This window comes from Streptomyces glaucus (assembly GCF_039533365.1).
Lineage (GTDB): Bacteria > Actinomycetota > Actinomycetes > Streptomycetales > Streptomycetaceae > Streptomyces > Streptomyces glaucus.
The window spans coordinates 161947-188502 of sequence record NZ_BAAATK010000010.1; the positions used below are offsets into that span (position 1 = coordinate 161947).

At 70.7% G+C, this 26556-nt stretch carries 18 protein-coding genes, 2 tRNA genes and 1 pseudogene; 2 read left to right on the top strand and 19 right to left on the bottom strand.

Annotated features, from left to right (window positions below; translation table 11 throughout):
* The 14 genes and pseudogenes from ABD363_RS10750 to ABD363_RS10815 form a co-directional block, all read right to left on the bottom strand.
* Window positions 1-817: pseudogene (locus ABD363_RS10750) on the bottom strand (Rne/Rng family ribonuclease); the annotation flags it as partial.
* A 261-nt stretch (window positions 818-1078) separates the two neighbouring features.
* Entirely contained in the window at window positions 1079-1855 is a 777-nt protein-coding gene (locus ABD363_RS10755; RefSeq protein ID WP_344602073.1) for a TIGR03936 family radical SAM-associated protein, read from the bottom strand.
* A 48-nt stretch (window positions 1856-1903) separates the two neighbouring features.
* Window positions 1904-2983 carry a hypothetical protein gene (locus ABD363_RS10760; RefSeq protein WP_344602075.1) on the bottom strand — a complete coding sequence of 360 codons (1080 nt, stop codon included), beginning with the start codon at window positions 2981-2983 and terminating at the stop codon, window positions 1904-1906.
* A 553-nt stretch (window positions 2984-3536) separates the two neighbouring features.
* Entirely contained in the window at window positions 3537-5594 is a 2058-nt protein-coding gene (locus ABD363_RS10765; RefSeq protein ID WP_344602077.1) for a restriction endonuclease, read from the bottom strand.
* 466 nt (window positions 5595-6060) lie between these two features.
* Window positions 6061-8025 carry a TIGR03960 family B12-binding radical SAM protein gene (locus ABD363_RS10770; RefSeq protein ID WP_344602079.1) on the bottom strand — a complete coding sequence of 655 codons (1965 nt, stop codon included), beginning with the start codon at window positions 8023-8025 and terminating at the stop codon, window positions 6061-6063.
* A 145-nt stretch (window positions 8026-8170) separates the two neighbouring features.
* The gene (gene rodA, locus ABD363_RS10775) at window positions 8171-9370 is read right to left on the bottom strand and encodes a rod shape-determining protein RodA (protein ID WP_344602081.1); all 1200 of its coding nucleotides are present in this window, start codon (window positions 9368-9370) and stop codon (window positions 8171-8173) included.
* Window positions 9367-11628, bottom strand: coding sequence for a penicillin-binding protein 2 (gene mrdA, locus ABD363_RS10780; RefSeq protein WP_344602083.1), 2262 nt, complete (start codon window positions 11626-11628; stop codon window positions 9367-9369). Before mrdA ends, rodA begins: the two co-directional genes overlap by 4 nt.
* Before the next feature lie 115 nt (window positions 11629-11743).
* On the bottom strand, window positions 11744-12424 hold the full coding sequence (gene mreD / locus ABD363_RS10785; protein WP_344602085.1) for a rod shape-determining protein MreD: 681 nt from the start codon (window positions 12422-12424) through the stop codon (window positions 11744-11746).
* Between the two features lie 12 nt (window positions 12425-12436).
* The gene (mreC, locus tag ABD363_RS10790) at window positions 12437-13384 is read right to left on the bottom strand and encodes a rod shape-determining protein MreC (protein WP_344602087.1); all 948 of its coding nucleotides are present in this window, start codon (window positions 13382-13384) and stop codon (window positions 12437-12439) included.
* A 166-nt stretch (window positions 13385-13550) separates the two neighbouring features.
* Complete coding sequence (locus tag ABD363_RS10795; RefSeq protein ID WP_028422119.1) at window positions 13551-14570, bottom strand: rod shape-determining protein; 1020 nt, start codon at window positions 14568-14570, stop codon at window positions 13551-13553.
* 301 nt (window positions 14571-14871) lie between these two features.
* A complete protein-coding gene (ndk, locus tag ABD363_RS10800; protein ID WP_344602089.1) occupies window positions 14872-15285 on the bottom strand; it encodes a nucleoside-diphosphate kinase in 414 nt (137 codons plus the stop codon).
* Window positions 15286-15350: 65 nt separating this feature from the next.
* On the bottom strand, window positions 15351-15707 hold the full coding sequence (locus ABD363_RS10805; protein ID WP_344602091.1) for a DUF4233 domain-containing protein: 357 nt from the start codon (window positions 15705-15707) through the stop codon (window positions 15351-15353).
* Between the two features lie 6 nt (window positions 15708-15713).
* Window positions 15714-17231, bottom strand: a complete 1518-nt coding sequence (gene folC, locus ABD363_RS10810) for a bifunctional tetrahydrofolate synthase/dihydrofolate synthase (RefSeq protein WP_344602093.1) — start codon at window positions 17229-17231, stop codon at window positions 15714-15716.
* A 169-nt stretch (window positions 17232-17400) separates the two neighbouring features.
* Window positions 17401-20025, bottom strand: coding sequence for a valine--tRNA ligase (locus ABD363_RS10815; RefSeq protein ID WP_344602095.1), 2625 nt, complete (start codon window positions 20023-20025; stop codon window positions 17401-17403).
* Window positions 20026-20162: 137 nt separating this feature from the next.
* Between ABD363_RS10815 and ABD363_RS10820 the strand changes: the two genes are divergently transcribed.
* Window positions 20163-21158 carry a hypothetical protein gene (locus ABD363_RS10820; protein ID WP_344602097.1) on the top strand — a complete coding sequence of 332 codons (996 nt, stop codon included), beginning with the start codon at window positions 20163-20165 and terminating at the stop codon, window positions 21156-21158.
* 93 nt (window positions 21159-21251) lie between these two features.
* Here the strand turns inward: ABD363_RS10820 and clpX are convergent, their stop codons facing one another.
* From clpX to ABD363_RS10845, 5 genes are all read right to left on the bottom strand, one after another.
* Window positions 21252-22538 (bottom strand): ATP-dependent Clp protease ATP-binding subunit ClpX, encoded by a 1287-nt coding sequence (clpX, locus tag ABD363_RS10825; RefSeq protein ID WP_344602099.1) that lies wholly within the window; start codon window positions 22536-22538, stop codon window positions 21252-21254.
* A 217-nt stretch (window positions 22539-22755) separates the two neighbouring features.
* Window positions 22756-23436, bottom strand: coding sequence for an ATP-dependent Clp protease proteolytic subunit (locus ABD363_RS10830; protein WP_344602101.1), 681 nt, complete (start codon window positions 23434-23436; stop codon window positions 22756-22758).
* Window positions 23437-23563: 127 nt separating this feature from the next.
* Window positions 23564-24169 carry an ATP-dependent Clp protease proteolytic subunit gene (locus ABD363_RS10835; RefSeq protein ID WP_344602123.1) on the bottom strand — a complete coding sequence of 202 codons (606 nt, stop codon included), beginning with the start codon at window positions 24167-24169 and terminating at the stop codon, window positions 23564-23566.
* A gap of 293 nt (window positions 24170-24462) precedes the next feature.
* Window positions 24463-25848, bottom strand: a complete 1386-nt coding sequence (gene tig / locus ABD363_RS10840) for a trigger factor (RefSeq protein WP_344602103.1) — start codon at window positions 25846-25848, stop codon at window positions 24463-24465.
* Between the two features lie 206 nt (window positions 25849-26054).
* A tRNA-Pro gene (locus ABD363_RS10845) sits at window positions 26055-26131 on the bottom strand.
* Between the two features lie 165 nt (window positions 26132-26296).
* On the opposite strand from ABD363_RS10845, the gene ABD363_RS10850 reads away from it, so the two are divergent.
* Window positions 26297-26367 (top strand) — tRNA-Gly (locus tag ABD363_RS10850).
* Window positions 26368-26556 lie beyond the last annotated feature (189 nt).

The window sequence follows — 26556 nt, forward strand, 5'->3', positions numbered from 1 at the left end:
CCCCGGTGGGCGCGGACACGCGGCGCGTCGCACGACGGCGCACCCGACGCGGAGCGGCCTCCTCACCGGTCTCGGCGGGCTCCGCCTGCTCGGCGGCCCCGGCGGGCTCCGCCTCCTCGGCGGCCTCGGCGCTCCCGGCGGTCGCCGTCGCCGGGGAGGTGCCGGCGGCCTCCGCCGGCACGGACGGGGCGGTGGGCGAGGCCACCTCGCGCGTCACCCGGCGGCGAGCACGCCGCGGAGCGGCGCTCTCGGCCTCCTGGCCGGACGCGGTCCCGTCGGGAGCCTCGGTCCGCTCCTCCGCCCCGGCGCCGGAGGTGCTGTCCGCACCGGACGCGACGGGCGCGGCGGACGCGGCGGGCGTCGCCGGTACGACGGTCTCGGCCGCCGTCGACGCCAAAGACCCGGCGGGCGCGGACGCCCGGCGGACCACCCGGCGGCGCCTGCGCCCGGCAGGCGCGGCTTCCTCGCCGCCGGAGACGGCGGCACCGGTCTGCGCCGCCCCCGTGTCTTCCTTCTCCTCGGCAGCCGCTACGGTTTCTTCCGCACCGGCGGCCGCTTCGGTCGCCGCGGTCGCCTGGCCTTCGGCGTTCCCGGCGCCTTCGGCGGCAACCGCCGCTTCCTCCTCCTCGGCCTGTGCCGCGAGGTCGGAGGGCTCGGCGGCCGGTATGGCCGGCGTGACGGTCTCCGCCGGCGTGTCGGAGGCGGTGGCCGGCGGGCCCGCCGGGCGGGAGGCGGCACGGCGTCGCCTGCGCGGCGGCAGCGTGTCGCTGGGAGTCTTCAGTTCGGAACCCTCGGTGGGTTCGGTCGGCTTGAGCATGCGGGCGTATCTCCCGTCAGGCTCCCGGGCGCCGCACCTGGTCCGGCGATGCCGGTGACGTCCGCGGCTCGCGCGGTGCGCGGTGTCCGCCGTCCGGGGCGCGGGCGCCGCACGGGAGCTCTCTGTGTCCTGTCTCGCCGGTTCCGTAAGCCATGTCGCGTACGGCCTGGCGAAAGTCTTCTGGTCGGTGCGCTGCCCGACCCAGGTGGCTCCCGAGTTCGAGGGCGGCGCTTCGACGTCCGTCCCTGTGCGGGACCTTCCTTACGCCGGTGCCTTCGCGGCGGCAGTCGCGCCGGCCGGGTGCGGCTCGGGCGCTGCTGCCTCGCGGTCGGGCGCGAGCGGGTCGGTCACCGTCCCGGTCTCTTCATCGAACAGCCCCTGCGCCAGCCTGGTCACCGCTGCGGGGACCGGCGGCGCCAGGTCGGCCACGGCGCTGAGACCGGACAGGACGTCGTCGGGTCGTACGGCAGGCGTCACGTGCCGAACAACCAGCCGCAGTATCGCACAGGGCTGGTCGCTCGGCCTATCAGCCTGCGAACCGTGTGTTTCCACACTCTCCAGGCTCACGACCGCGGAACGGGCGTCGAAGGTGCGGACGCCGTTCTTGGTCAGCCGCTGGACCTCGACGGTGTCGGCCGCGTTGAAGGCCTCCACCGCGCGCCGGGCCTCGGCCGGGTCCACGCCGTCCAGCCGCAGCTCCCAGACGGAAGCCGTGAGCCGGTCGGCGAGTCCGCCGGTCCGGGCCTCGACCGCCTCGACGATGTCGAGCCCGGCGGGCAGCGACTCGTCGAGGAGGAGCCTGAGCTGCTCCGGGTCGCGCGCCTGGGTGAGCGCGATCTCCAGATACTCCGCCTCACTGCCCGTGCCGGTGGGTGCGGCATTGGCGTACGACACCTTCGGGTGCGGTGTGAACCCCGCCGAGTAGGCCATGGGCACCTCGGCGCGGCGCAACGCACGCTCGAAGGCGCGCTGGAAGTCACGGTGGCTGGTGAACCGGAGGCGGCCGCGCTTGGTGTAGCGCAGTCGGATGCGCTGCACCGCGGGTAGGGGCGGCGGGCCTTCGGGCTGTCGCTTGCCCAGTGTCGTTCAGTCCTTCGTGAGAGCGGTCGTACTGCTACCAAGAGTACGTGCCTCGGCCGCCGAAGGTTCCCGGCGGTCCGCCGCCCGCCCTCGCCGGGGCTCCCCGAACAGCGTCCGGCGGACGTCGGCGCGGGCCTGCCGCACGGCCCGCCCCGCACCGCGCACGGCTTCGGCGGCGGGCCGCACAACGGCGTCCCGCACCAGGTGCCCGACGGGGGTCAGCACGCCGCGGTACACCCACCGCACCGGTTCGAGGAGGATCCACCGGAAAAGGGTCGCGAGGAACCGTCCGACGGCGAGCGAGAGGTGCCCGGCGATCCGCCAGGCGTGCCCGAGGGCGGCCCGCGCCTCCCGTCCGACGACGGCGAGGACACGGCCGGCGGGGGCGAGGATCCAGCGCCACACGGCGCGGACGGGCAGGACGACGAGGATCCGCACGATCCCGTACAGGGCCGCGCCGACCCCGGTGACGATCGTGCTCCCCAGCCGCACCAGCCCCTTGGCGCACCAGGCGACGGCGTGCCCGAGCGGGGTGAGGACCCGGGCGTACAGCCACCGGGCGGGCGCGACGACGAGGTACCGCACGAGCCGGACGACCACGGCGTACCCCCCGGCCCCGAGGACCGCGAGCACGGCCCCGATCCCCGCGAGGACCCACCTCGACGCCCGCCCGATCGGCGCCAGCGCGTACGCGTACACCCAAACCAGCGCGGCCCCGATCCCCCGGGCCAGCCGGACCAGCCCGCGGCCGAGGGGCGTCAGCAGGTGCCGGTAGAGCCACACCGCGGGAACGACGACGAGGTACCGCACGAGCCAGGCCAGCGCCCTGCCCGCGGGAACCAGGACGTACCGCCACAGCCCCACGAAGGGCCACACGAACACCGCCCGCCCGGCCCACCGCAGCGCGCGCCCGAGCGGGGTGAGCACCGCGCCGTACAGGAACCGCCCCCCGGCGGCCAGCGCATCCCACACCATCCGTACCGGCACGACCAGCACCAGCGCCACGATCCGCACGGGAACACGGATCGCTACGGCGAGACACCCCTGGGGCTCCTCGTGCCGCTCCGGCCTCTTCTCCAGATCCATACCTGCGTAGACGTCCCAGCCCCGGGCCCGGATCCACCGGACGCGCGGACGGAGCCCGCACACCGGCCCGGCGGGAACCGTTCCAAAGGGCCGCCGGCTGCTGCGGGCGCCGCGCCCCGGCCGCCTGCGCGGCGTGCCGGTCCCGCTCGAAAGGGCCCACGCCTCCGCCCGCGCACGCCGGTCGGCGGCCCGGCCGCCCTGCGCCCGGTACTGCTTCCGGGTCGGGCATGTGCACCGGCCACGCGAGCTGCCCCGGGCCGGACGGCGGGCTCTCCCCCGCGCGCATCGGGGAGAACGCCCGGCAGGCCGGCGCCCGGCAAGCTCCGCACGGCCGCGCCCCGGACCTCCGGCCCCGCCCCGAGCCCCCACCGCGCCGGGAGGGGGCTCGACGGAGGCCGCCGGGGTGCCGCCGGAGGGCTCAGCCGGCCTTTCCGGTGGGAGCCGGCGCCGCGTTCTTGACCGTCAGCGGCAGCAGCTTCTTGCCGGTCGGGCCGATCTGGATGTGGGTGTCCATCTGCGGGCATGACGGGTTCTACGTATCGACAATGGAGCCTTACTCCACATCTATGCCGTAGTCCCGGACGAGCTGCTCCAGGCCGCCCGTATAACCCTTGCCGCCCAGCACGAAATCCCAGTCACCATTGGACCTGCGCCGGAAGGATCCGAGCACCAATGCGGTCTCCCCGGCGCGCCCATCGGAGACCTCAAGCCGCCCGAGTTCGGTCATCGCCGGATCCAGGAGCCGGATGCAGGCATTGGTGAATCCGGACAGATCAGCCTCCGGGTTCACCTCAGGGTCCACAGCAGCCACCATCACGAACCGATCAGCGGCATCCGGCAGCCCATCGAAGGTGACACGAATGGCTGCCTTGTCCGGTCCCGCAGCCGGTACTGCGCGTACCGAGCCGTCCGGTGTCTGCGGGTTGTTGAAGAAGACGAAGTGATCTTCGCTGAGGACTTGGCTGCCACGGCAGACCAGCGCGCACACGTCGAGTGCGACATTGCCGGACCACGTCATGCCCAGCACGTTGTAGTCGTCAGGCGGAGTCGCAGTGCTGGACCGTGTCGGCTGCGCCGGGGCCGCCGCTCCTTCCCTTCCCAAGCGTCCACGCAGTCCATGCCTGTGCAGCAGGTCGACGAGTTCACTGCCCGGGATCAGCTCCAAAGGCTTGCCCCTGGCGAAGGTATGAGAGCCCGGACCGAATCCGGACGTCGTCACGAGGACGCCCTTGTTGGCGCCGACGTCCTGGACAGTGCCGTAGAGGTCGCGCACCGCTGTGGGCGGCACCGTGTTGCGGTAGCGCTTCACCTGTATGACGATCTTGCCGCCGCGGATCGGAGTCGGGTCCATCGCATCGACGTCCACGCCGCCATCGTTCGAGCGCTGAGTCGTCACGGCCTGCATACCCATGGCGCGGAACAGATCGGCGACGAGGGACTCGAAGGCGATCGGATCCATGTCGTACAGATTCGGCTCATGGTCGCCACCGTGGGCGGCCACAGGGCTACCGACGTCCCGGGGCTGCCGGCTCGGCCGCACGGAGGTGAGCTGGTCGGGCCGGGTCGAGATCTGCCCCCTTAACGCGTCGGTCAGGCAGCTGACCGGGTCCACCTGCCCCAGATGCAGGTCCGTGAAAGCCGCCCGAGAAGCCATGACGGTCGCCAGAAAGATCTGCGTCTGCCGTCCTGTCGCCGGATCGGGGGCGTCCACGAAGCCGTTCAGGGCTACTGAGTCGAGGACGCCGTACTCGTCTGCCGTGAACAGCTGATGCAGCACCAGCAGCATGCTCTGCCCCAGCACCTCTCGGTACAGCGCCCGACGCTGGCTCACCGGACGTGCTGCTTCCTTGTACTGATCCTCCCGGGATGCGTACCTCACGGACTTCGCTTCCGGAACAACGTCGTATGCGGGTAGTTCCCAGTCCAGCACCAACTGCCGCCCCGCTGCGTCGTAGGCCGCCGCCACCTGCCGAGGAAAGCCCTCCGGCCAGGCCGTCGACGCGTAGAGCGCAGCGGAGAAGTACTCGACCACGGAGTCCGGGGCACCCTGCCTGACTCCTTCGGTCACTTCCACGATCCCGGCATTGTGCCGACTCACCTCGGCTCGCCGGGACTCCGTCCTCTGCTCGTAGTCCCGCTGCAACGCGGCTAGCTGTTGCTGCCGCTGCGCCTCGGCGACCTGGGCGGCGTGCCAGTCCTGCTCGAACCGAGCCCGCGCCTCGGCCTGTGCCCGCGCCCGCTGACTGGCGGTCCAGCCACCCTGAGCCTGGTACTGGTTCGGGTCGGGCATCCGTACCGGCCAGGCAAGCTGCCCGGGGTCGAACGGTGGAATGTCTTCCGCACGCATGAGGGACGATGCCCTGAAGGCCGGCGCCTGACAGCCCGTGGTCAGCAGACCTTGCAGGGCTGCAACCTGGGCTTCCAGTTCCTCTGTACGTCGCCTGGCCTCCGCCTGGTGGTACTCCCGGTGGCCTTGCGCAGTAGAACGCTGGTAAGCCCGCGTCTGCCACGCCTCCTCCCGGCGCTGCCTCGCCTCGGCTTCCACCTGACGTTGTTGCTGCCGCTGAATCTCAGCCCACGCACCGACAAAACCAGCAGAGCGACGACTCATGCGCTACAGGCCCTCCCCAGGACGTCGACACAGTCGACCGAGCTCTAGTTGCCCCCGCAACCAGTAGTGACAAAACGACTGTATCCAGCAATCGCCATCCTGAATATCAAGTTGCCAAAGCGATCGGAACGGATCGTTCGGGGAGGTCACCGCCCACCCGTTCTTCACGACGCGACCTCACCGTGCCAGGACGTCACCGAGCGCCGACACTATTGAGCCCCCTCCCGGTCGGAGGGGGCTCAATAGCCGCCAGGATGCTTCAGCGAGGCTCCGAGAGCCTCAGACCCACTCCACCTCTGAGTGGGGGGCCAAGGCCCCTCCCGGGCCCGGCAGAGGCGTACAAGGCCCACTCTGCCGAGCTGGCTGCCGACGACTCGAAGACCCGACAGCAGCCAGCGCAGCAGTCATCTCGTCCTCGCTCGCCCCCGCCAGGGCCTCAACCACCCGATCGAGTGTCTCGCTCACGTCAGTGAGAGTGAGCGCTCGGCGCCGGCCCGCTGTTCTTGACCGTCAGCGGCAGCAGCTTCTTGCCGGTCGGGCCGATCTGGATGTGGGTGTCCATCTGCGGGCACACCCCGCAGTCGAAGCACGGCGTCCAGCGGCAGTCCTCGACCTCCTGCTCGTCGAGGGCGTCCTGCCAGTCCTCCCAGAGCCAGTCCTTGTCGAGGCCGGAGTCGAGGTGGTCCCAGGGCAGGACCTCCTCGTAGGTGCGCTCGCGGGTGGTGTACCAGTCGACGTCCACGCCGTACGGGGCGAGGGCCTTCTCGGCGCACTGCATCCAGCGGTCGTACGAGAAGTGCTCGCGCCAGCCGTCGAAGCGGCCGCCGTCCTCGTAGACGGCCCGGATGACCGCGCCGACGCGGCGGTCGCCGCGGGAGAGCAGGCCCTCGACGATGCCGGGCTTGCCGTCGTGGTAGCGGAAGCCGATGGAGCGGCCGTACTTCTTGTCGCCGCGGATCTTGTCCCGGAGCTTGGCCAGGCGGGCGTCCGTCTCCTCCGCGCTCAGCTGCGGCGCCCACTGGAACGGGGTGTGCGGCTTGGGCACGAAGCCGCCGATCGAGACCGTGCAGCGGATGTCGTGGGAACCGGAGACCTCGCGGCCCTTCTGGATGACGCGGGTGGCCATGTCGGCGATCTGGAGGACGTCCTCGTCGGTCTCCGTGGGCAGGCCGCACATGAAGTACAGCTTCACCTGGCGCCAGCCGTTGCCGTAGGCGGTGGCGACCGTGCGGATCAGGTCCTCCTCCGAGACCATCTTGTTGATGACCTTGCGGATGCGTTCCGAGCCGCCCTCCGGGGCGAAGGTCAGGCCCGAGCGGCGGCCGTTGCGCGTCAGCTCGTTCGCCAGGTCGATGTTGAAGGCGTCCACGCGGGTGGAGGGCAGCGAGAGGCCGATCTTGTCGTCCTCGTAGCGGTCCGCCAGGCCCTTGGCGATGTCGCCGATCTCCGAGTGGTCCGCCGAGGACAGGGAGAGCAGGCCCACCTCCTCGAAGCCCGTCGCCTTCAGGCCCTTGTCGACCATCTCGCCGATGCCGGTGATGGAGCGCTCCCGGACCGGGCGGGTGATCATGCCGGCCTGGCAGAAGCGGCAGCCGCGCGTGCAGCCGCGGAAGATCTCGACCGACATGCGCTCGTGGACCGTCTCCGCCAGCGGGACCAGCGGCTGCTTGGGGTAGGGCCACTCGTCGAGGTCCATCACCGTGTGCTTCGACACGCGCCACGGGACACCGCTGCGGTTCGGCACGACACGGGCGATGCGGCCGTCGGGCAGGTACTCCACGTCGTAGAAGCCGGGGACGTACACCCCGCCGGTCTTCGCCAGGCGCAGGAGGAGCTCCTCGCGGCCGCCCGGGCGGCCCTCGGCCTTCCAGACGCGGATGATCTCCGTGATCTCCAGGACCGCCTGCTCGCCGTCGCCGATCACCGCGCAGTCGATGAAGTCCGCGATGGGCTCGGGGTTGAACGCGGCGTGCCCGCCGGCCATGACGATCGGGTCGTCCAGCGTCCGGTCCCGGGCCTCCAGGGGGATGCCGGCCAGGTCCAGGGCCGCCAGCATGTTGGTGTAGCCGAGCTCGGTGGAGAAGGACAGCCCGAGCACGTCGAAGGCCTTCACCGGGCGGTGGCTGTCCACCGTGAACTGCGGGACGCCGTGCTCCCGCATCAGCGCCTCCAGGTCCGGCCACACGCTGTAGGTGCGCTCGGCGAGGACGCCCTCCTGCTCGTTGAGGACCTCGTAGAGGATCATGACGCCCTGGTTGGGCAGTCCGACCTCGTAGGCGTCCGGGTACATCAGGGCCCAGCGCACGTCGCAGGAGTCCCAGTCCTTGACCGTGGAGTTGAGCTCTCCGCCGACGTACTGGATCGGCTTCTGCACATGCGGGAGCAGAGCTTCGAGCTGCGGGAACACAGACTCAGCGGCTTCGGCAGGCATCTCGCGGAACCTTCGTGTGCTGGCTGGGGTCCCCCGGCCGGAGGCCGGAGGGCGGGTGACCATCTAGCCTAACGCGGCCGGAGCGGTCCCCCGCACGCCCGGAACACCGCTCCGCCCCCGGACGCCTCCGCGGCCCGGGGGAGCCCTACGCCGACATCGGCCGCTGCACCGTGATCGACTGCAGCAGCCCCACCGCTATCCACACGGCGAACATCGACGACCCGCCGTACGACACGAACGGCAGCGGCAGGCCGGTCACCGGCATGATGCCCAGCGTCATCCCGATGTTCTCGAAGCTCTGGAAGGCGAACCAGGCGACGATCCCGGCGGCCACGACCGTGCCGTACAGGTCGGGGGTGTCCCGGGCGATGCGGCAGGCGCGCCACAGCACCACGCCGAGCAGGAGGATGATGAAGCCGGCGCCGACGAACCCCAGCTCCTCGCCCGCGACCGTGAAGACGAAGTCGGTCTGCTGTTCCGGCACGAACTGGCCGGTCGTCTGCGACCCGTTGAAGAGCCCGGCCCCGGTCAGGCCGCCCGAGCCGATCGCGATGCGCGCCTGGTTGGTGTTGTAGCCGACTCCGGCGGGGTCCAGCTCGGGGTTGGCGAACGCGGCGAAGCGGTTGATCTGGTACTCGTCGAGCACCCCGAGCTGCCAGACGGCCACCGCCCCGATCGCGCCGGTGCCGATCAGGCCGAGCACCCACCGGTTGGACGCGCCGGAGGCGAGCAGCACGCCGAGCACGATGACGACCATCACCATGACCGACCCGAGGTCGGGCATGAGCATCACGATCGCCATCGGCACGGCGGCCAGGCCCAGCGCCTGTACGACCGTGCGGTGGTCGGGGTACTGCTTGTCGCCCGCGTCGACCCGGGCCGCCAGCAGCATGGCCATGCCCAGGATGATCGTGATCTTCACGAACTCCGAGGGCTGCAGCGAGAAACCGCCGCCGAGCACGATCCAGGAGTGCGCGCCGTTGACGGTCGAGCCCAGCGGTGTGAGCACCAGCAGGATCAGGAACACCGACACGCCGTACAGGATCGGCACGGCCGTGCGCAGCATGCGGTGGCCGAGCCAGATCGTGCCGATCATCAGGGCGATCCCGATGCCGGTGTTCATGAGGTGCCGCAGCAGGAAGTAGTACGGGTCGCCCTGGTTGATCTCGGTGCGGTTGCGGGTCGCGGAGAAGACGAGGAGCGAGCCGATCACCGACAGCACGAGGGCGGCCAGCAGTATCGGCCAGTCCAGCCGGCGCGCGACCGAGTCGCGGGCGAACAGGCGTGCCCAGCCGGCGCGCTCGGGCCCGTACCCGGAGACCTGGAAGCTGTTCGCGCCCGTCATGCCGGCGCCCTCCGGCCCGCGCACCCGCGCCTCGCCCCGCCGCGTCGCCGCCTGCGGGTCTCGCGGTTCTCCGCGGTCGGCGTCGCCACGGTCGCTCCCTGCTGCCGGTCGGCCGGGGCGCTCTCGCCCTGCCGGGTGGCCTGCTGCTGGTCGGCCGGGTCCCGGGGGATCTTCGGCGCGGCGATGGTGCCGTCCGTCTTGATCTTCGGCAGGCTCTTCTGCGGTTCGGGCAGCAGCGCCTTCTTCCGGTCGATCTCGCCGTCGTCGGAGACGCCGTACAGCGCGTCGTAGATGTTGCGGACGGCCGGGCCGGAGGCGCCGGAACCCGTGCCGCCCTGGGAGATCGTCATGACGATCGCGTAGTCCTCGGTGTACGTGGCGAACCAGGACGTGGTCTGCTTGCCGTAGACCTCGGCGGTGCCGGTCTTGGCGTGCATCGGGATCTCGTCCTGCGGCCAGCCGCCGAACCGCCAGGCGGCCGTACCGCGGGTGGCGACGCCGGCGAGGGCCTGGTCCATCTTGTCGCGGGTCTGCTTGCTTATGGGCAGCCTGCCGTGCGACTCGGGCTCGATCTCGGTGACCTTCTTGCCGTCGGCGCTGATGATCGCCTTGCCGACGGTCGGGGTGTACAGGGTGCCGCCGTTGGAGATCGCGGCGTAGATCGTGGCCATCTGGATCGGGGTGACGAGGGTGTCGCCCTGGCCGATGGAGTAGTTGATCTCGTCACCGGCTCGCATCTTGTTGCCTTCGAGGCAGTTCTCGTACGCGATCCTCTCGACGTAACTGCCGTCCTTCTTGCCGGTCTTGCACCAGGCGTCCTTGTTGGCCTCCCAGTACCGCTGCTTCCACTCGCGGTCGGGGACGCGGCCGGTGACCTCGTTGGGCAGGTCGATGCCGGTCTCCTTGCCGAGGCCGAACCGGTGGGCGGCCTTGAAGAAGTGGTCGGCGGGGTTCTTCTTCGGGTTGCTGCCGCCGTCCTTGCGCCACTCGTTGTGCGCGAGCCGGTAGTAGACGGTGTCGCAGGAGACCTCCAGGGCGCGGCCGAGGTCGATCGGGCCGTGGTTCTGCGACTCGAAGTTCTTGAAGACCTGGCCGCCGACCGAGTAGGAGCTGGAGCAGTCGTAGCGTCCGTCGAACTCGTAGCCCGCCTCGACCGCGGCGGCCGTGGAGACGACCTTGAAGATCGAGCCGGGGGCCGCCTGACCCTGTATGGCGCGATTCAGCAGCGGGTAGTTGGAGTTCTTGCCGGTGAGCTTCTTGTAGTCCTTGGCGGAGATGCCGCCCACCCAGGCGTTCGGGTCGTAGGTCGGGTTGGAGGCCATGGCGACGATGCGGCCGGTCCTGGCCTCCATCACCACGACGGCGCCCGCGTCGGCCTTGTAGCGCTGGTTGGTGTTGCGGTCCCACTCCTTGCGGGCGGCCTTCATCGCCTCGTTCAGCTCGTACTCGGCGACGCGCTGCACGCGGGCGTCGATGCTGGTGACGAGGTTGTCGCCGGGCTGGGCGGCGTCGGATTCGGCCTGGCCGATGACGCGGCCGAGGTTGTCGACCTCGTAGCGGGTGACGCCGGCCTTGCCGCGCAGCTGCCTGTCGTACTGCCGCTCCAGGCCGGAGCGGCCGACCTGGTCGGAGCGCAGGTAGGGCGAGTCGGTGTCCTGGGCCTGCTGGATCTCCTGGTCGGTGACGGGCGAGAGGTAGCCGAGGACCTGCGCGGTGTTGGCCTTGCCGGGGCTGGGGTAGCGGCGCACGGCCTGCGGCTCGGCGGTGATGCCGGGGAAGTCCTCGGCGCGCTCGCGGATCTGCAGGGCCTGCCTGGGGGTGGCCTCGTCGGTGATGGGGATCGGCTGGTAGGGCGAGCCGTTCCAGCACGGCTGGGGCGTCTCGGCGTCGCACAGCCGGACCTTCTCCATGACCTCCTTGGGGGTCATGGAGAGGACGCCGGCGAGCTTGGTGAGGACCGCCTTGCCGTCGTCCTTCATCTTCATCAGTTCGGTGCGGGAGGCGGAGACGACCAGGCGGGTCTCGTTGTCGGCCAGCGGCACGCCGCGCGCGTCCAGGATCGAGCCGCGCACGGCGGGCTGGACGACCTGCTGGACGTGGTTGCCGGAGGCCTCCTTGGCGTACTCGTCGCCCTCGCGGATCTGCAGGTACCACAGCCGGCCGGCGAGGGTGCCGAGGAGGGAGAGGACGAGGACCTGGATGATGACGAGCCGGATCTGGACGCGCGGGGACCGTCCGGTCTCGGGAATGTTGGTCACGCGGCCGCCTCCCCCTCTCCGTGCGCGAACGAGCGTGCGAGTACGAGTGATGAACGGGCGGCCCGTGCGGCGGGGTTCCACCCCTGTTCACCCGTTCCGGTGAACTTCCCTCTGGTCACAGCCGCTTGACCCCCTTGATGCGTCCGGCGCGCGCGACGCGGGCCCGGGCCGCCCGCGCCTTGAGCCCGCCCAGCGCGGTGCGCCGGCCGCCGATCCGCAGTCCGGTGCCGCCGGCCAGCCAGCCGGAGGAGATGTCGGTGGTCTGGGCGGCGGAGCCGGTGTCGGCGAGCGGGTCGTTCTCGGCGCGCCGGGCCAGCGCCATGATCCCGGGGACGACGAACGGGGCGAGCAGCAGGTCGTACAGGGCAGCCGTGAACAGCAGGCCGGGCAGGCCTACGTGGCGGGCGGCGGTGTCGCCGACGAGGGCGCCGACGCCGGCGTACAGCAGGGTGGAGCCGATGGCGGCGGCGACCACCACGACCATGGGGCCGGTGGCGGACTTCAGCCGGCCGTTCTCCGGCTTGGCGAGTCCGGCGAGGTAGCCGATGACGCTCAGCACCAGGGCGTAGCGGCCCGCGGCGTGGTCGGCGGGCGGGGCGAGGTCGGCGAGGAGGCCCGCGCCGAAGCCGACGAGGGAGCCGCCGACGTGGCCGTACACCAGCGCGAGGCCGAGGACGGTGAGCAGCAGCAGGTCGGGGACGGCGCCGGGGAGGTGGAGGCGGGCGAGGACGCTGACCTGGATCACCAGGGCGACGACGACCAGCGGGACGGACAGCAGGATCCGGTTGACGCGCATGGGCTTGAGCTCCTACTGCTCGGGCTGGAACCGGCCGCCGGCGGGCGCCTCGGCGGACGGGGTCACGGTCACCGTCACCGTCGGCCTGGGGGTCGGCTCGGGCTTGTCCGGCAGGACGGTGTCCCGCGGGTCCCGCTTCGGCGCCTCGACGACGACGCCGACGATGTCGAGCTTGCTGAAGCTGACGTACGGGGTGACGGAGAGGGTGCGGGTCAGGTCGCCGCCGGAGGGGTCGACGCGGGAGACGACGCCGACGGGCACGCCGGGCACGAACGGCTTGTCGGCCTGGGAGCCGAAGGTGACGAGCCGGTCGCCCTTCTTCACCTCGGCCTTGCCGTTGAGGAGTTCCACGCGCAGCGGGCGGTCGCCCTGGCCGGAGGCGAAGCCGAGTTCGTCGCCGGCCTCCATCCGGGTGCCGACGGTGAAGTCGGGGTCGTTGGCGAGCAGCACGGTCGCGGTGTCGGGGCCGACGGTGGTCACACGGCCCACCAGGCCGTCGCCGTTGAGGACGGTCATGTCCCGCTCGATGCCGTCGTTGGCGCCGATGTCGATGGTGACGGTCCAGGAGAAGCCCTGGGCCGCTCCTATGGCGATGACCTGGGCGCCCTTGATGCCGTACTGGCCCTTGCCGGCGAGCTTCAGCATCGTGTCGAGCTGCTTGAGGCGGCTGCGGCCGCGGTCGTCGCTGCCGAGCCGGGCCTTGAGGGCCGCGTTCTCCCGCTCCAGCGCGGCGAGCCGGTCGTGCCGCTCGCCGGAGTCGCGGATCGCGGAGACCGCGTTGCCGACCGGGGAGACCGCGGCCGACACACCGTTCTCGACCGGGCCGAGGACGGCGGCGGCGGCCTGGCGGGCACCGTCGACCGGTGAATCCTCCCCGCCCCGGATGTCCACCGTGATCAGCGCGAACGCGATGGCGATCAGCAGCACCAGGAGCAGCCGGCTCTCTCGTGTGTCCCTCACGTGCGGCGGCCGTGCCTTCCTCGTAGAGAACGGGTGTGAACGGGTATGAGGTGTCGGGGTGTTCGGGTGGAGCGGGCGCGGAAGTACGGGAGAAGCTCAGATCTTCATATCAACGATCCGCCGTACGAGAGGAGGTCGTCTCGTACGGCGGAATCGGCGCATCGCGTCATCTGCGCGGCTGGGCGTCCAGCACCTGCTGGAGCGCCTCGAACTCCTCGACGCACTTGCCGGAGCCGAGCGCCACGCTGTCCAGCGGGTCCTCGGCGATGTGGATCGGCATGCCGGTCTCCCGGCGCAGCCGCTCGTCGAGGCCGCGCAGCAGCGCCCCGCCGCCGGTCAGAACGATTCCTCGGTCCATGATGTCGCCGGACAGCTCGGGCGGGCACTTGTCGAGGGTCGTCTTGACGGCGTCGACGATGGCGTTGACCGGTTCCTCGATCGCCTTGCGGACCTCGGCCGCGGAGATGACGACGGTCTTCGGCAGCCCGGAGACGAGGTCCCGGCCGCGGATTTCGGTGTGCTCGTCAGTGTCGAGGTCGTACGCCGAACCGATCGTGATCTTGATCTGTTCGGCCGTCCGCTCACCGAGGAGGAGGCTGTACTCCTTCTTGACGTGCTGGATGATCGCGTTGTCCAGCTCGTCGCCCGCCACGCGGATGGACTGGGCAGTGACGATGCCGCCGAGGGAGATGACCGCGACCTCCGTGGTGCCGCCGCCGATGTCGACCACCATGTTGCCCGTGGCCTCGTGGACCGGCAGGCCGGAGCCGATGGCCGCGGCCATCGGCTCCTCGATGATGTGCACCTGACGGGCGCCGGCCTGGGACGACGCCTCGATGACGGCGCGGCGCTCGACGCCGGTGATGCCCGAGGGCACACAGACGACGACCCGCGGACGAGCCAGATACCGCCGCTTGTGGATCTTCAGGATGAAGTAGCGGAGCATCCGCTCGGTGATCTCGAAGTCGGCGATCACGCCGTCCTTCAGCGGACGCACGGCAACGATGTTGCCGGGCGTGCGCCCGATCATCTTCTTCGCTTCGGCGCCGACCGCGAGGATGCCACCGGTGTTGGTGTTGATCGCCACGACGGACGGCTCGTTGAGTACGATCCCGCGACCCCTGACGTACACCAGCGTGTTGGCGGTCCCGAGGTCGACAGCCATGTCACGGCCGATGAACGACATTGAGTTCCCCATCAGGATTCGTCTGGCCTTCCCACGAGCTTTTGAGAGCTTTTCAGGTCGGCGAGGTGGGTGCTGTGACGTGCAGGCTTCCATCGTAGACGCGCCTGCGCGGACACTGCGCGAGGGTCTCCGCCATTGTCAGCAGATGGCCTACCGACTCGCTTGTGGAGACGGGCCAACGGAGGCATGCGTTCCCCCGATCGGCACGGCATATGCCACAGGGCGGCCGTTTTCACACGGCCGCCCAGGTCAGACGGGCCATTGGACTGACGGATCGTCAGAAAAAGCGGTGTGCGGGAAATCAGACGCGGCCCGGGAAGAAGATCTTCAGCTCGCGCTCGGCGGACTCCTCGGAGTCGGAGGCGTGGATCAGGTTCTCCCGGACGATCACGCCGTAGTCACCGCGGATGGAACCGGGGGGCGCGGCGATCGGGTCGGTGGGACCGGCCAGCGCGCGGACGCCCTCGACGACCCGCTCGCCCTCGACGATCATCGCCACGACCGGGCCGGAGGACATGAACTGCACCAGCGGCTCGTAGAAGGGCTTGCCCCTGTGCTCGCCGTAGTGCTGCTCCAGCGTCTCGGTGTCCAGGGTGCGCAGCTCCAGCGCGGTGATCCGCCAGCCGGCCTTGCGCTCGATACGGCTGATGATCTCGCCGGTCAGGCCACGACGGACGGCGTCGGGCTTGAGGAGGACGAGGGTGCGCTGGGTCACGACGGGCTCCTTCGATTCAAAGGTTGTGCGGGGTGAAGAGGTTACCCGGCGTGTCCGGGGGCCTGTTACGCAGCGTCAGGCGCGGAGGAGTCGGTCCGCGCGGCGAACCTCGCCTTCGCCTCCTCGATCTTCCGCCCGTAGTGCACCGAGGCCCACCACAGGGCCGCGAAGACCGCCCCCATGAAGAACATCGTCGGGACGACGAAGCCGGAGGCGATCAGCGCGATCTGCAGCGCCCAGCCGAGGGCGACGCCGCCGGGGCGGGTCACCAGGCCGCACAGCAGCAGGCACAGGAACATCGCGACGCCGCTGACCGTCCACACCGTCGTCATGGACAGGCCGGGGTCCTTCATGGCGACCAGCCCGGCGAAGCCGATGATGAAGAACTCGCCGATCAGGGTCGAGGAACAGAGCGTACGCACGGGATGTCAGCCCTTCCCCAGGAGCAGTCGGGCCTCGCCGACGGTGATGACGGAACCGGTGACGAGCACACCGCCGCCGGCGAACTCGCCCTCCTCCTCGGCCAGCGTGATCGCGGCCTCCAGCGCGTCCGGCAGCCGCGGCTCCACCTGGACCCGCTCCTCGCCGAACACCTCGACGGCGATTCCCGCCAGCGCGTCGGCGTCCATCGCGCGGTGGCTGGTGTTCTGGGTGACGACCACCTCGGCGAAGACCGGTTCGAAGGCCTCCAGCAGCCCGCGCACGTTCTTGTCGGCGCTGACGCCGACGACCCCGATGAGCCGGCTGAACTGGAAGGCCTCCCCGATCGCCTCCGCGGTGGCCCGCGCCCCGGCCGGGTTGTGCGCGGCGTCCAGGACCACGGTCGGCGACCGCCGCACCACCTCCAGCCGCCCCGGCGAGGAGACCGCGGCGAAGGCCTTGCGCACCGTGTCGAGGTCCAGCGGCTCGGGACGCTGCGCCCCGACCCCGAAGAACGCCTCGACGGCGGCCAGCGCCACGGCCGCGTTGTGCGCCTGGTGGGCGCCGTGCAGCGGGAGGTAGACCTCGGGGTACTCGCCGCCCAGCCCGCGCAGGGTGAGCAGCTGCCCGCCGACGGCGACCTGCCGGGCCAGGACGCCGAACTCCAGGCCCTCGCGGGCCACCGTGGCGTTCACGTCCACGGACCTCTTCAGCAGGACCTGCGCCGCGTCCACCGGCTGCTGGGCCAGGATCACGGTGGCGTCCCGCTTGACGATGCCGGCCTTCTCGGCGGCGATCTCGGCGGTCGTCTCCCCGAGCCGGTCGGTGTGGTCGAGGTCGATGGGGGTGACGACGGCGACGTCGCCGTCGATGACGTTGGTGGCGTCCCAGCTGCCGCCCATGCCGACCTCGACGACGGCGACGTCCACGGGCGCGTCCGCGAAGGCCGCGTACGCCATGCCCGTGAGCACCTCGAAGAAGGACAGCCGGTACTCCTGCTGCGAGTCGACCATCTCGACGTACGGCTTGATGTCCCGGTACGTCTCGACGAACCGCTCGGCGGAGATCGGGGCGCCGTCCAGGCTGATCCGCTCGGTGATCGACTGGACGTGCGGGGAGGTGTACCGCCCGGTGCGCAGCTCGAAGGCGCCGAGCAGGGCCTCGACCATGCGGGCGGTGGAGGTCTTGCCGTTGGTCCCCGTGATGTGGATCGAGGGGTACGACCGCTGCGGCTCGCCCAGCACGTCCATCAGCGCGGCGATCCGGCTGACGGAGGGTTCCAGCTTGGTCTCGCCCCAGCGGGTCGCCAGCTCCGCCTCGACCTCGCGCAGCGCCCTGTCGACCTCCGGGTCCTCCGGCCGCGCGGGCACGTCGGCCTGCGGCGGGCCGCCCTGGGTGCGCAGGGTGCGGCTGCCGGCCTCGATGACGGCGAGATCGGGGTCGCGGTCCGTCTCCGCCGCGATGATCTCGTCGAAGCTGTCGAGCGGGTCGGGCTGCTCGCTGTCGTTCGGGGGGAGCTCACTCACGGGGCCAGTCTACGAAAGTCCCGCCGGCCTGCGCGGCCGCGGCCGGCCGGGCCACCGGCCCCCGCCGCCGGTGAGCGGCCCCGGCGGCGCGGGAAGGCCCCCGGGGCCTCGCGGTCCCGGGGGCCTCACGCACGTACGGTCGCCCGCGTCCGCGGCGACGCGCGTCCGGTCACGCCTGCGGCAGCCGCTCCAGCTGGGCCTGGATCCGCGCGATGTCCTCGTCGGCCTTGGCCAGCCGCGTCCGGATCTTCTCCACGACCTGCTCCGGCGCCTTGGCGAGGAAGGCCTCGTTGCCGAGCTTGGCCGTGGCCTGCGCCTTCTCCTTCTCGGCGGCGGCCAGGTCCTTGGCCAGCCGCTTCCGCTCCGCCGCCACGTCGATCGCCCCGGACAGGTCCAGCGCCACCTCGACGCCCGCGACCGGCAGCGTCGCCGTCGCCGTGAAGGAGTCGCCCTCCGGCTGGAGCCGCAGCAGCTGCCGGATGGCGGCCTCGTGCGGGGCGAGCGCCGTGCCCCGGAGGGTCAGCCGGGCCGGGACCCGCTGGCCGGGCTGGAGGCCCTGGTCGTGGCGGAAGCGGCGGACCTCGGTGATCACCGACTGGAGCGTCTCGATCTCCCGCTCGGCGGCCTCGTCCCGGAAGCCGGAGTCCTTCGGCCAGTCGGCGACGACGACCGACTCGCCGCCGGTCAGCGCGGTCCACAGCGCCTCCGTGACGAAGGGGACCACCGGGTGCAGCAGCCTCAGGGTGACGTCGAGGACCTCGCCCAGGACGCGCTTGCCGACCTCGGCCGCGGCCCCGCCCGCCTGGAACGTGGTCTTGGACAGCTCGACGTACCAGTCGAAGACCTCGTCCCACGCGAAGTGGTACAGCGCGTCCGACAGCTTGGCGAACTGGAAGTCCTCGTAGAACGCGTCGACGTCGGCGACCGTCTTGTTCAGCCGGGACAGGATCCAGCGGTCCGTCGAGGACATCTCGGACGGGTCCGGCAGCGGGCCCTGGACCGTGGCGCCGTTCATCAGCGCGAAGCGGGTGGCGTTCCAGATCTTGTTGGCGAAGTTGCGGGACGCCTGGACCCAGTCCTCGCCGATCGGCACGTCGGTGCCCGGGTTGGCGCCGCGGGCCAGGGTGAAGCGGACGGCGTCGGAGCCGTACCGGTCCATCCAGTCCAGCGGGTCGACCACGTTGCCGAAGGACTTCGACATCTTCTTGCCGCGCTCGTCGCGGACCAGACCGGTCAGCGCGATGGTCCTGAACGGGACCTCGCCGTCCATCGCGTACAGGCCGAACATCATCATCCGGGCGACCCAGAAGAAGATGATGTCGTGGCCGGTCAGCAGGACGTCCGTCGGGTAGAACTTCCGCAGGTCCGCGGTCTGTTCGGGCCAGCCCAGCGTGGAGAAGGGCCACAGGCCGGAGGAGAACCAGGTGTCGAGGACGTCGGTCTCCTGGTGCCAGCCCTCGCCGGCGGGCGGCTCCTCGTCGGGGCCGACGCAGACGACCTCGCCGTCCGGGCCGTACCAGATCGGGATGCGGTGGCCCCACCACAGCTGGCGCGAGATGCACCAGTCGTTCATGTTGTCGACCCAGTCGAAGTAGCGCTTCGACATGTCCTCGGGGTGGATCTTCACCCGCCCGTCGCGGACGGCGTCGCCGGCGGCCTTGGCCAGCGGGCCGACCTTGACCCACCACTGCAGGGACAGCCGCGGCTCGATCGTCGTCTTGCAGCGCGAGCAGTGGCCGACGGAGTGGACGTAGGGCCGCTTCTCGGCCACGATCCGGCCCTGCGAGCGCAGCGCGCCGACGATGGCGGAGCGCGCCTCGTAGCGGTCCAGGCCCTGGAAGGGGCCGTGGGCGGTGATGACCGCCCGCTCGTCCATGACCGTGATGGACTCCAGGCCGTGCCGCTGGCCGATCGCGAAGTCGTTCGGGTCGTGGGCCGGGGTGACCTTGACGGCGCCCGTGCCGAACTCGGGGTCGACGTGGCTGTCGGCGACGACCGGGATGGACCGGTCGGTCAGCGGCAGCTTGATCCGCTTGCCGACCAGGTGCTTGTACCGCTCGTCGTCGGGGTGCACGGCGACGGCGGTGTCGCCGAGCATGGTCTCGGCGCGGGTGGTGGCCACGACCAGGGTCTCGTCGCCCTCGCCGTACCGGATGGAGACGAGCTCGCCGTCGTCCTCCTGGTACTCCACCTCGATGTCGGAGATGGCGGTCAGACACCGCGGGCACCAGTTGATGATGCGCTCGGCGCGGTAGATCAGCCCGTCCTCGTAGAGCTTCTTGAAGATGGTGAGGACGGCCTTGGACAGGCCCTCGTCCATGGTGAACCGCTCGCGGGACCAGTCGACCCCGTCCCCGAGCCGGCGCATCTGGCCGAGGATCTTGCCGCCGTACTCCTCCTTCCACCGCCAGACGCGCTCGACGAACGCCTCGCGGCCCAGGTCGTGCCGCGACTTGCCCTCCTCGGCGAGCTGCTGCTCGACCTTGTTCTGGGTGGCGATGCCGGCGTGGTCCATGCCGGGCAGCCACAGCGCCTCGTGGCCCTGCATGCGCTTGCGGCGGGTCAGCGCGTCCATGAGCGTGTGCTGGAAGGCGTGGCCCAGGTGCAGGGAGCCGGTGACGTTCGGCGGCGGGATGACGATGGTGTACGGGGGCTTGTCGCTGTCCGCGTCGGCGGTGAAGTACCCCTTGTCCACCCAGCGCTCGTACAGCTTCCCCTCTACCTCGGCCGGCGTGTACTGGGTCGGCAGTTCGGTCGTGGGCGCTGTCTGCGGCTGCTGAGTGTTCTCGGTCACGGGGGTCAGTTTAGAGGGGCCGCGGCCCGGTCCCGAAACGCGATTGCTTTGTAACGGCGGGGTCCCCGATTCCGTGTGCGCGCTGTGTCTGCGCCAGGATGTCGGGAACGCATAAGCATCCGGAGGGGAACCCAGTCATGAGCTACAACCAGCCGGGCCCGTACGGCGGACAGCCCCAGCAGCCCGGACCGTACGGCCAGCCGGGACCGTACGGCCCGCCGCCGCAGGCCCCCCAGCCCGGCTACGGCCAGCCGCAGCAGGCTCCGGCTCCGTCCCCTCAGCCCGGCTACGGCTATCCCCAGCAGCCCCCGCAGGGCGTCCCGCCCCAGGCGAACCCGTACGCCGGGCAGCCGCCCTACGGCCAGCAGCCTCCGTACGGCCAGCAGCCGCCCTACGGCCAGGCCCCGTACGGCATGCCCCAGCCCCCGGCCGCGGGCGGCGGCAAGAAGAGGGCGGGCCTGATCGTCGGCGCGGTCGCGGTCGTGGCGGCGATCGGCGTCGGCGCCTACGTCATGATCGGCGGGGGCGGCGACGCGGGCGGCCTGGAGGACGACGGTCCGCACAAGCTGACGACGCCGGCGACGGTGCTCAGCGAGTACAAGCGGGCCTCCAAGAACGGCGCGAGCGCCGGGGACGACTCGGCGGCGGAGCTGGAGAAGAGCGGCGTCAAGAACGGCAAGTCCGTGATCGGCTTCTACTCGACGGCCGATCTGAGCGACTACGACCCCGGCGACCCGTCCAGCGGGTCCGGCGCGTCGGAGTTCGCCACGGCCAGGACCATCACGTACGCCGGCGCGTACGGCGAGATCGCCGACCCCGGGGCGGCGCTGGACAGGTTCTTCGCCGACATGAAGAAGTCCTCCGAGGACGGCTCCTCCTCGTCCGGCGGCGGCACGTCCGAACTGCTCGGCGAGCCCGAGGCGGTGGAGCTGGACGGCGCGCTGATGAAGTGCCAGGCGGCCAAGGGCAAGAACGCGGTCACACAGCAGGAGAAGACCGACTGGTTCTGCGCCTGGGCGGACCACAGCACCATCGCCATGGTGTCGCCGGGCGACGCCGCGGGGAACGTCGGCAAGGACGTGGCGGCGGACATCACCGTCAAGCTCCGCAAGGAGATCCGGGCCAAGGCCTGATACCGGCCGCGGACGTGCCGAGGGCCCCGGTCCGGAGACCGGGGCCCTCGGCACGTCCGCGGCGGGTCGGCCCCGCGTGCCCGTCGTACCCGGTTACGCCGTCTTCTGCTCGCCCGGGCCGCGGCCCCGCGAGTCGCGCGGGATCAGCGTCGGGTTGACGTTGGAGAGGACCACGTCGGCGGTGATGACCACGCGGGCGACGTCCTTGCGGGACGGGACCTCGTACATCACGCCCTGGAGGACCTCCTCCATGATGGCGCGCAGACCGCGCGCGCCGGTCTGGCGCAGGATCGCCTGGTCGGCGATGGCCTCCAGCGCCTCGCGCTCGAAGTCCAGCTCCACACCGTCGAGTTCGAACAGCCGCTGGTACTGCTTCACCAGCGCGTTGCGCGGCTCGACGAGGATCTTCAGCAGGGCCTCGCGGTCCAGGTTGTGGACGGAGGTGATGACGGGGAGGCGGCCGATGAACTCGGGGATCATGCCGAACTTGACCAGGTCCTCCGGCATGACGTCCTCGAACTGGTCCTTGGCCTCCAGCTCCCGCTTGGAGCGGATCGTCGCGCCGAAGCCGATGCCCTTCGCGCCCGCCCGGGCCTCGATGATCTTCTCCAGGCCGGCGAAGGCACCGCCCACGATGAACAGGACGTTCGTCGTGTCGATCTGGATGAACTCCTGGTGGGGGTGCTTGCGGCCGCCCTGCGGCGGGACCGAGGCCGTGGTCCCCTCCAGGATCTTCAGCAGGGCCTGCTGCACGCCCTCGCCGCTGACGTCCCGGGTGATCGACGGGTTCTCGCTCTTGCGGGCGACCTTGTCGATCTCGTCGATGTAGATGATCCCGGTCTCGGCCTTCTTGACGTCGTAGTCGGCCGCCTGGATCAGCTTGAGCAGGATGTTCTCGACGTCCTCGCCGACGTACCCCGCCTCGGTGAGCGCCGTGGCGTCGGCGATGGCGAACGGGACGTTCAGCATCCGGGCCAGGGTCTGCGCCAGGAGGGTCTTGCCGGAGCCCGTGGGGCCCAGCAGCAGGATGTTGGACTTCGCCAGCTCGATGGCGTCGTCACGGCCGCTCGCGCCGCCGTTCTCACCGGCCTGGACGCGCTTGTAGTGGTTGTAGACGGCCACGGAGAGGGCCTTCTTGGCGGCCTCCTGGCCGACCACGTACCCGTCGAGGAACTCGTAGATCTCGCGGGGCTTGGGGAGCTCCTCCCAGCGCACCTCGCTGGTCTCGGCGAGCTCCTCCTCGATGATCTCGTTGCAGAGATCGATGCACTCGTCGCAGATGTACACACCGGGACCTGCGATGAGCTTCTTGACCTGCTTCTGGCTCTTGCCGCAGAACGAGCACTTGAGCAGATCGCCGCCGTCACCGATGCGTGCCACGGTGTGCTTCCCCTTCGCCTGGGAGACGACTGGACGTTGTCAGTCCAGCGGCTCCTGGTGCTGCCTTATGTCCGACGGTACCTTGCCCGGCCCCCCGTTCGGGCCCCCCTTGGCGCGGTTCGCTTCGACGTGGACGATGCCGAACCGTGCCGAGGGGCGACAGACGATACCCTCCCCCGGCTCAAGACCGCGCTCGAGCCGGGGGACCGCCATCGCGTCAGCGAACCGCCGCGTTGTTCATCTTCCGGGTGGAGATGATCTGGTCGATCAGGCCGTAGGACAGCGCGTCCTCGGCCGTGAGGATCTTGTCGCGCTCGATGTCCTCGCGGATCTTCTCGACCGGCTGGGTGGAGTGCTTGGCCAGCATCTCCTCCAGCTGCGAGCGCATCCGCAGGATCTCGTTGGCGGCGATCTCCAGGTCGGAGACCTGGCCGCGGCCGGTCTCGCTGTACGGCTGGTGGATCAGCACGCGGGCGTTCGGCAGCGCCATGCGCTTGCCGGGCGTGCCGGCGGCCAGCAGGACGGCGGCGGCGGAGGCCGCCTGGCCCATGCAGACCGTCTGGATGTCCGGCTTCACGAACTGCATCGTGTCGTAGATCGCCGTCAGCGCCGTGAAGGAGCCACCGGGGCTGTTGATGTAGACCGAGATGTCCCGGTCGGGGTCCATCGACTCCAGGCACAGCAGCTGCGCCATGACGTCGTTGGCGGAGGCGTCGTCGATCTGGACGCCGAGGAAGATCACGCGCTCCTCGAAGAGCTTCGCGTACGGGTCGTACTCGCGGATGCCCTGGGAGGTGCGCTCCACGAAGCGCGGGATGACGTAGCGGGACTCGGCCGCGGGGCCGGTGTACTCGGCGCGCGTGCGGTCGTAGAGGCCACTGCCGGGGAAGTCGTTCACGGTGTCTCCTGAGAAGGGCTGAGGCGGTCGGCTGGGGCTGGCTGGGGGCGTGCGGACCCTCGCGGGGCCTGCCGGGCCCTGCGGGGTCGTCCGGCTCCGCGGGGCGTACGGGCCCCGCGGGAGCCGCTCAGGCCCCGGTGCCGCCGCCGCCCGGCATGCCGGCGGCCGTGGCGATGACGTCGTCGATGAGGCCGTACTCCTTGGCCTCGTACGCGTCGAACCAGCGGTCGCGGTCCGAGTCGCGGGTGATCTGCTCGACCGTCTGGCCGGTGTGCTGGGCGGTGAGCTCGGCCATGCGCCTCTTGGTGTGCAGCAGCCGCTCGGCGTGGATCTTGATGTCCGAGGCCGAGCCGGCCAGGCCGGCGGAGGGCTGGTGGATCAGGATCTCCGCGTTCGGCAGCGCGAAGCGCTTGCCGGGCGTGCCCGCGCTGAGCAGGAACTGGCCCATGGAGGCCGCGAGGCCCATGGCGATGGTCACCACGTCGTTCTTGATGTACTGCATGGTGTCGTAGATCGCCATGCCGGCCGTGATCGAGCCGCCGGGGCTGTTGATGTACAGGAAGATGTCCTTGTCCGGGTCGGCGGCAAGGAGCAGCAGCTGTGCGGTGATCTTGTTCGCGATGTCGTCGTCGACCGGCTGGCCGAGGAAGATGATCCGCTCGTTGAGCAGCCGGTTGTAGACCTGGTCGCCGAGGCCACCACCGATGGAGGGCTCGCCGGCGGCGGAGGGCATCAGATTCGTCACGTATCCACCTGCTCGTCTTACGACGGCGCCGGGCCGTCTCACGTGTTCTGCCGGGGCTTGGGACCGCTCGGCCGTTTCGGCGACTCCCCTGCCCTCGTATTCATGGACCCTAACGCGCTGGTCCTTCCGGGGAATCCCGGAGTGGGGGGTGTTCGCCGGGGGCGTAGAGCGCCGCGGGCCGGGCCGGAGGGGAATACGGGCCGCGCGTCCCGGGAAAGGCGACGGGCCCCGGGTCGAGTCCCGGGGCCCGTCGCCACGTGCGTGGAAGTGCCGTGGGCGGATCAGCCCTCGGTCTTCTCCTCGGCGGTCCCGCTCTCGGCGGAGCCCTCGGCCGCGTCCTCGCCGTTCTCGTCGTCCTCGTCCTCCAGGTCGACGATCTCGCCGTTGGTGTCCTTCACCGTGGCCTTCTCGACCACGGCGGCCAGCGCCTTGCCGCGGGCGACCTCGCCGACCAGGAGCGGAACCTGGCCGCCCTCGACGACCGCCTGGGCGAACTGGTCGGGGGACATGCCGGAGGAGGCCGCGCGCCGCATGAGGTGCTCGGTGAGCTCCTCCTGGTTGACGTTGAGCTTCTCCTGCTTGACGAGCTCGTCGAGCACGAACTGGGTCTTGATGCCCTTGATCGCGGCCTCGCGGGTCTCGGTCTCGAACTCCTCGGCGGTCTTGCCCTGGATCTCCAGGTACTTGTCGAGGGTGAGGCCCATCTGCGCCAGCTGGTGGTGCTCCAGGTTGTGCTTGCGGGTGTTGATCTCGTCCTCGAGCAGCTTCTCGGGGACCGGGACCTCGACCAGCTCCAGCAGCTTGTCCAGGACGCGCTCCTGCGCCTGCGTGGCCTGGTCGTACTGCTTCATGTTCTCCAGGCGCTTGCGGCTGTCGGCCTTCAGCTCCTCGAGGGTGTCGAACTCGGAGGCGAGCTGCGCGAACTCGTCGTCCAGCTCGGGCAGCTCCCGCTGGGCGACCTGGGTGACCTTGACGGTGACCTCGGCCTCCCGGCCGGCCGCCGAGCCGCCCTTGAGCTCGGAGGTGAAGGTGGCCTCCTCGCCGGCCGACAGGCCCTTCACGGCGTCGTCGATGCCGTCCAGCAGCTCACCGGAGCCGATGGTGTAGGAGACGCCCTTGGCGATGCCGTCCTCCAGGACCTCGCCGTCGACCTTGGCCTCCAGGTCGACGGTGACGACGTCGCCGTCCTCGGCGGCACGCTCGACCGGGGTGGTGGAGGCGAAGCGCTCGCGCAGCTGTTCGACCGACTTCTCGACGTCCTCGTCGGTGACCTCGACGGCGTCGACCTCGACCTCGATGCCGGAGTAGTCCGGGATCTCGATGGCCGGGCGGACGTCGACCTCGGCGGTGAAGTTCAGCGTCTCGCCGTCCTTCAGCTCCGTGATGTCGACCTCGGGCTGGCCCAGCGGGCTGATCTCGGCCTCGTTGACCGCCTCGGTGTAGAACTTCGGCAGCGCGTCGTTGACGGCCTCCTCCAGCACGGCACCGCGGCCGAACCGCTGGTCGATGACCCGGGCCGGGACCTTGCCCTTGCGGAAGCCCTTCACCGTGACCTGCTGGTTGATCTTCTTGTACGCCGCGTCGAGGCTGTCCTTGAGCTCCTCGAAGGGCACCTCGACAGTGAGCCGAACCCGAGTCGGGTTCAGGGTCTCCACGGCGCTCTTCACGGTTCGGTCTCCTTGTGGCTGACTTCTCGGTTTCTGCCGGAGCCAGAGCGGCCCGGCGGATTTCGCCGCCCGGAGGACTGCAGACACTGAGACACACGGGCGTGCAGTTTGCATAGTAACGGCAGCGGCTACACGGCCCAAAAGGCGATCACCCGAGGGGATCCCCGACCTGATCAGGGGACGATCGCACGAGGTGGTCGATCGGCTGGTCGGGGTGGCGGGATTTGAACCCACGGCCTTCCGCTCCCAAAGCGGACGCGCTACCAAGCTGCGCCACACCCCGTCTGGTGCGACACGTAGGGTACATGCCGCCAGGCCGTCGGGGCGGCCGCATTTTCCCCGGGCCGGTGAAGGTCCGGTGGGGGCGGGAACGCGGTGTGCGGCGAGGGGGCACCACCCGCTACGATGCACTGCAGTGCCGCGGCCACCGGTCCACGGCGCGTCGCGTGCGGGCGTAGCTCAATGGTAGAGCCCCAGTCTTCCAAACTGGCTACGCGGGTTCGATTCCCGTCGCCCGCTCTGTCACGGCCTCGGGCCCGGTTCCTCCCAGGGAACCGGGCCCGAGGTGTTTCCGGCAGGCCGTGGGGCGGGTCCCCGGCCCGTGGGGGGGGGGGGGGAGGCACCGGCGATACGGGCGGCCGCTCCGCCGGGATCCCGCCGGATCGGGGACGCGGCGGCCCGGGACGCGGCCGCCCGGGACGCGGCGGC

Coding starts and splice junctions, on each gene's coding strand:
- ABD363_RS10765 (WP_344602077.1), bottom strand. CDS start 5,594: ATGAGTCGTCGCTCTGCTGGTTTTGTCGGTGCGTGGGCTGAGATTCAG.
- ABD363_RS10835 (WP_344602123.1), bottom strand. CDS start 24,169: ATGCCCTCCGCCGCCGGCGAGCCCTCCATCGGTGGTGGCCTCGGCGAC.
- rodA (WP_344602081.1), bottom strand. CDS start 9,370: ATGACGGGCGCGAACAGCTTCCAGGTCTCCGGGTACGGGCCCGAGCGC.
- ABD363_RS10770 (WP_344602079.1), bottom strand. CDS start 8,025: ATGCCTGCCGAAGCCGCTGAGTCTGTGTTCCCGCAGCTCGAAGCTCTG.
- mreD (WP_344602085.1), bottom strand. CDS start 12,424: ATGCGCGTCAACCGGATCCTGCTGTCCGTCCCGCTGGTCGTCGTCGCC.
- ABD363_RS10795 (WP_028422119.1), bottom strand. CDS start 14,570: ATGTCGTTCATCGGCCGTGACATGGCTGTCGACCTCGGGACCGCCAAC.
- ABD363_RS10760 (WP_344602075.1), bottom strand. CDS start 2,983: ATGGATCTGGAGAAGAGGCCGGAGCGGCACGAGGAGCCCCAGGGGTGT.
- ABD363_RS10820 (WP_344602097.1), top strand. CDS start 20,163: ATGAGCTACAACCAGCCGGGCCCGTACGGCGGACAGCCCCAGCAGCCC.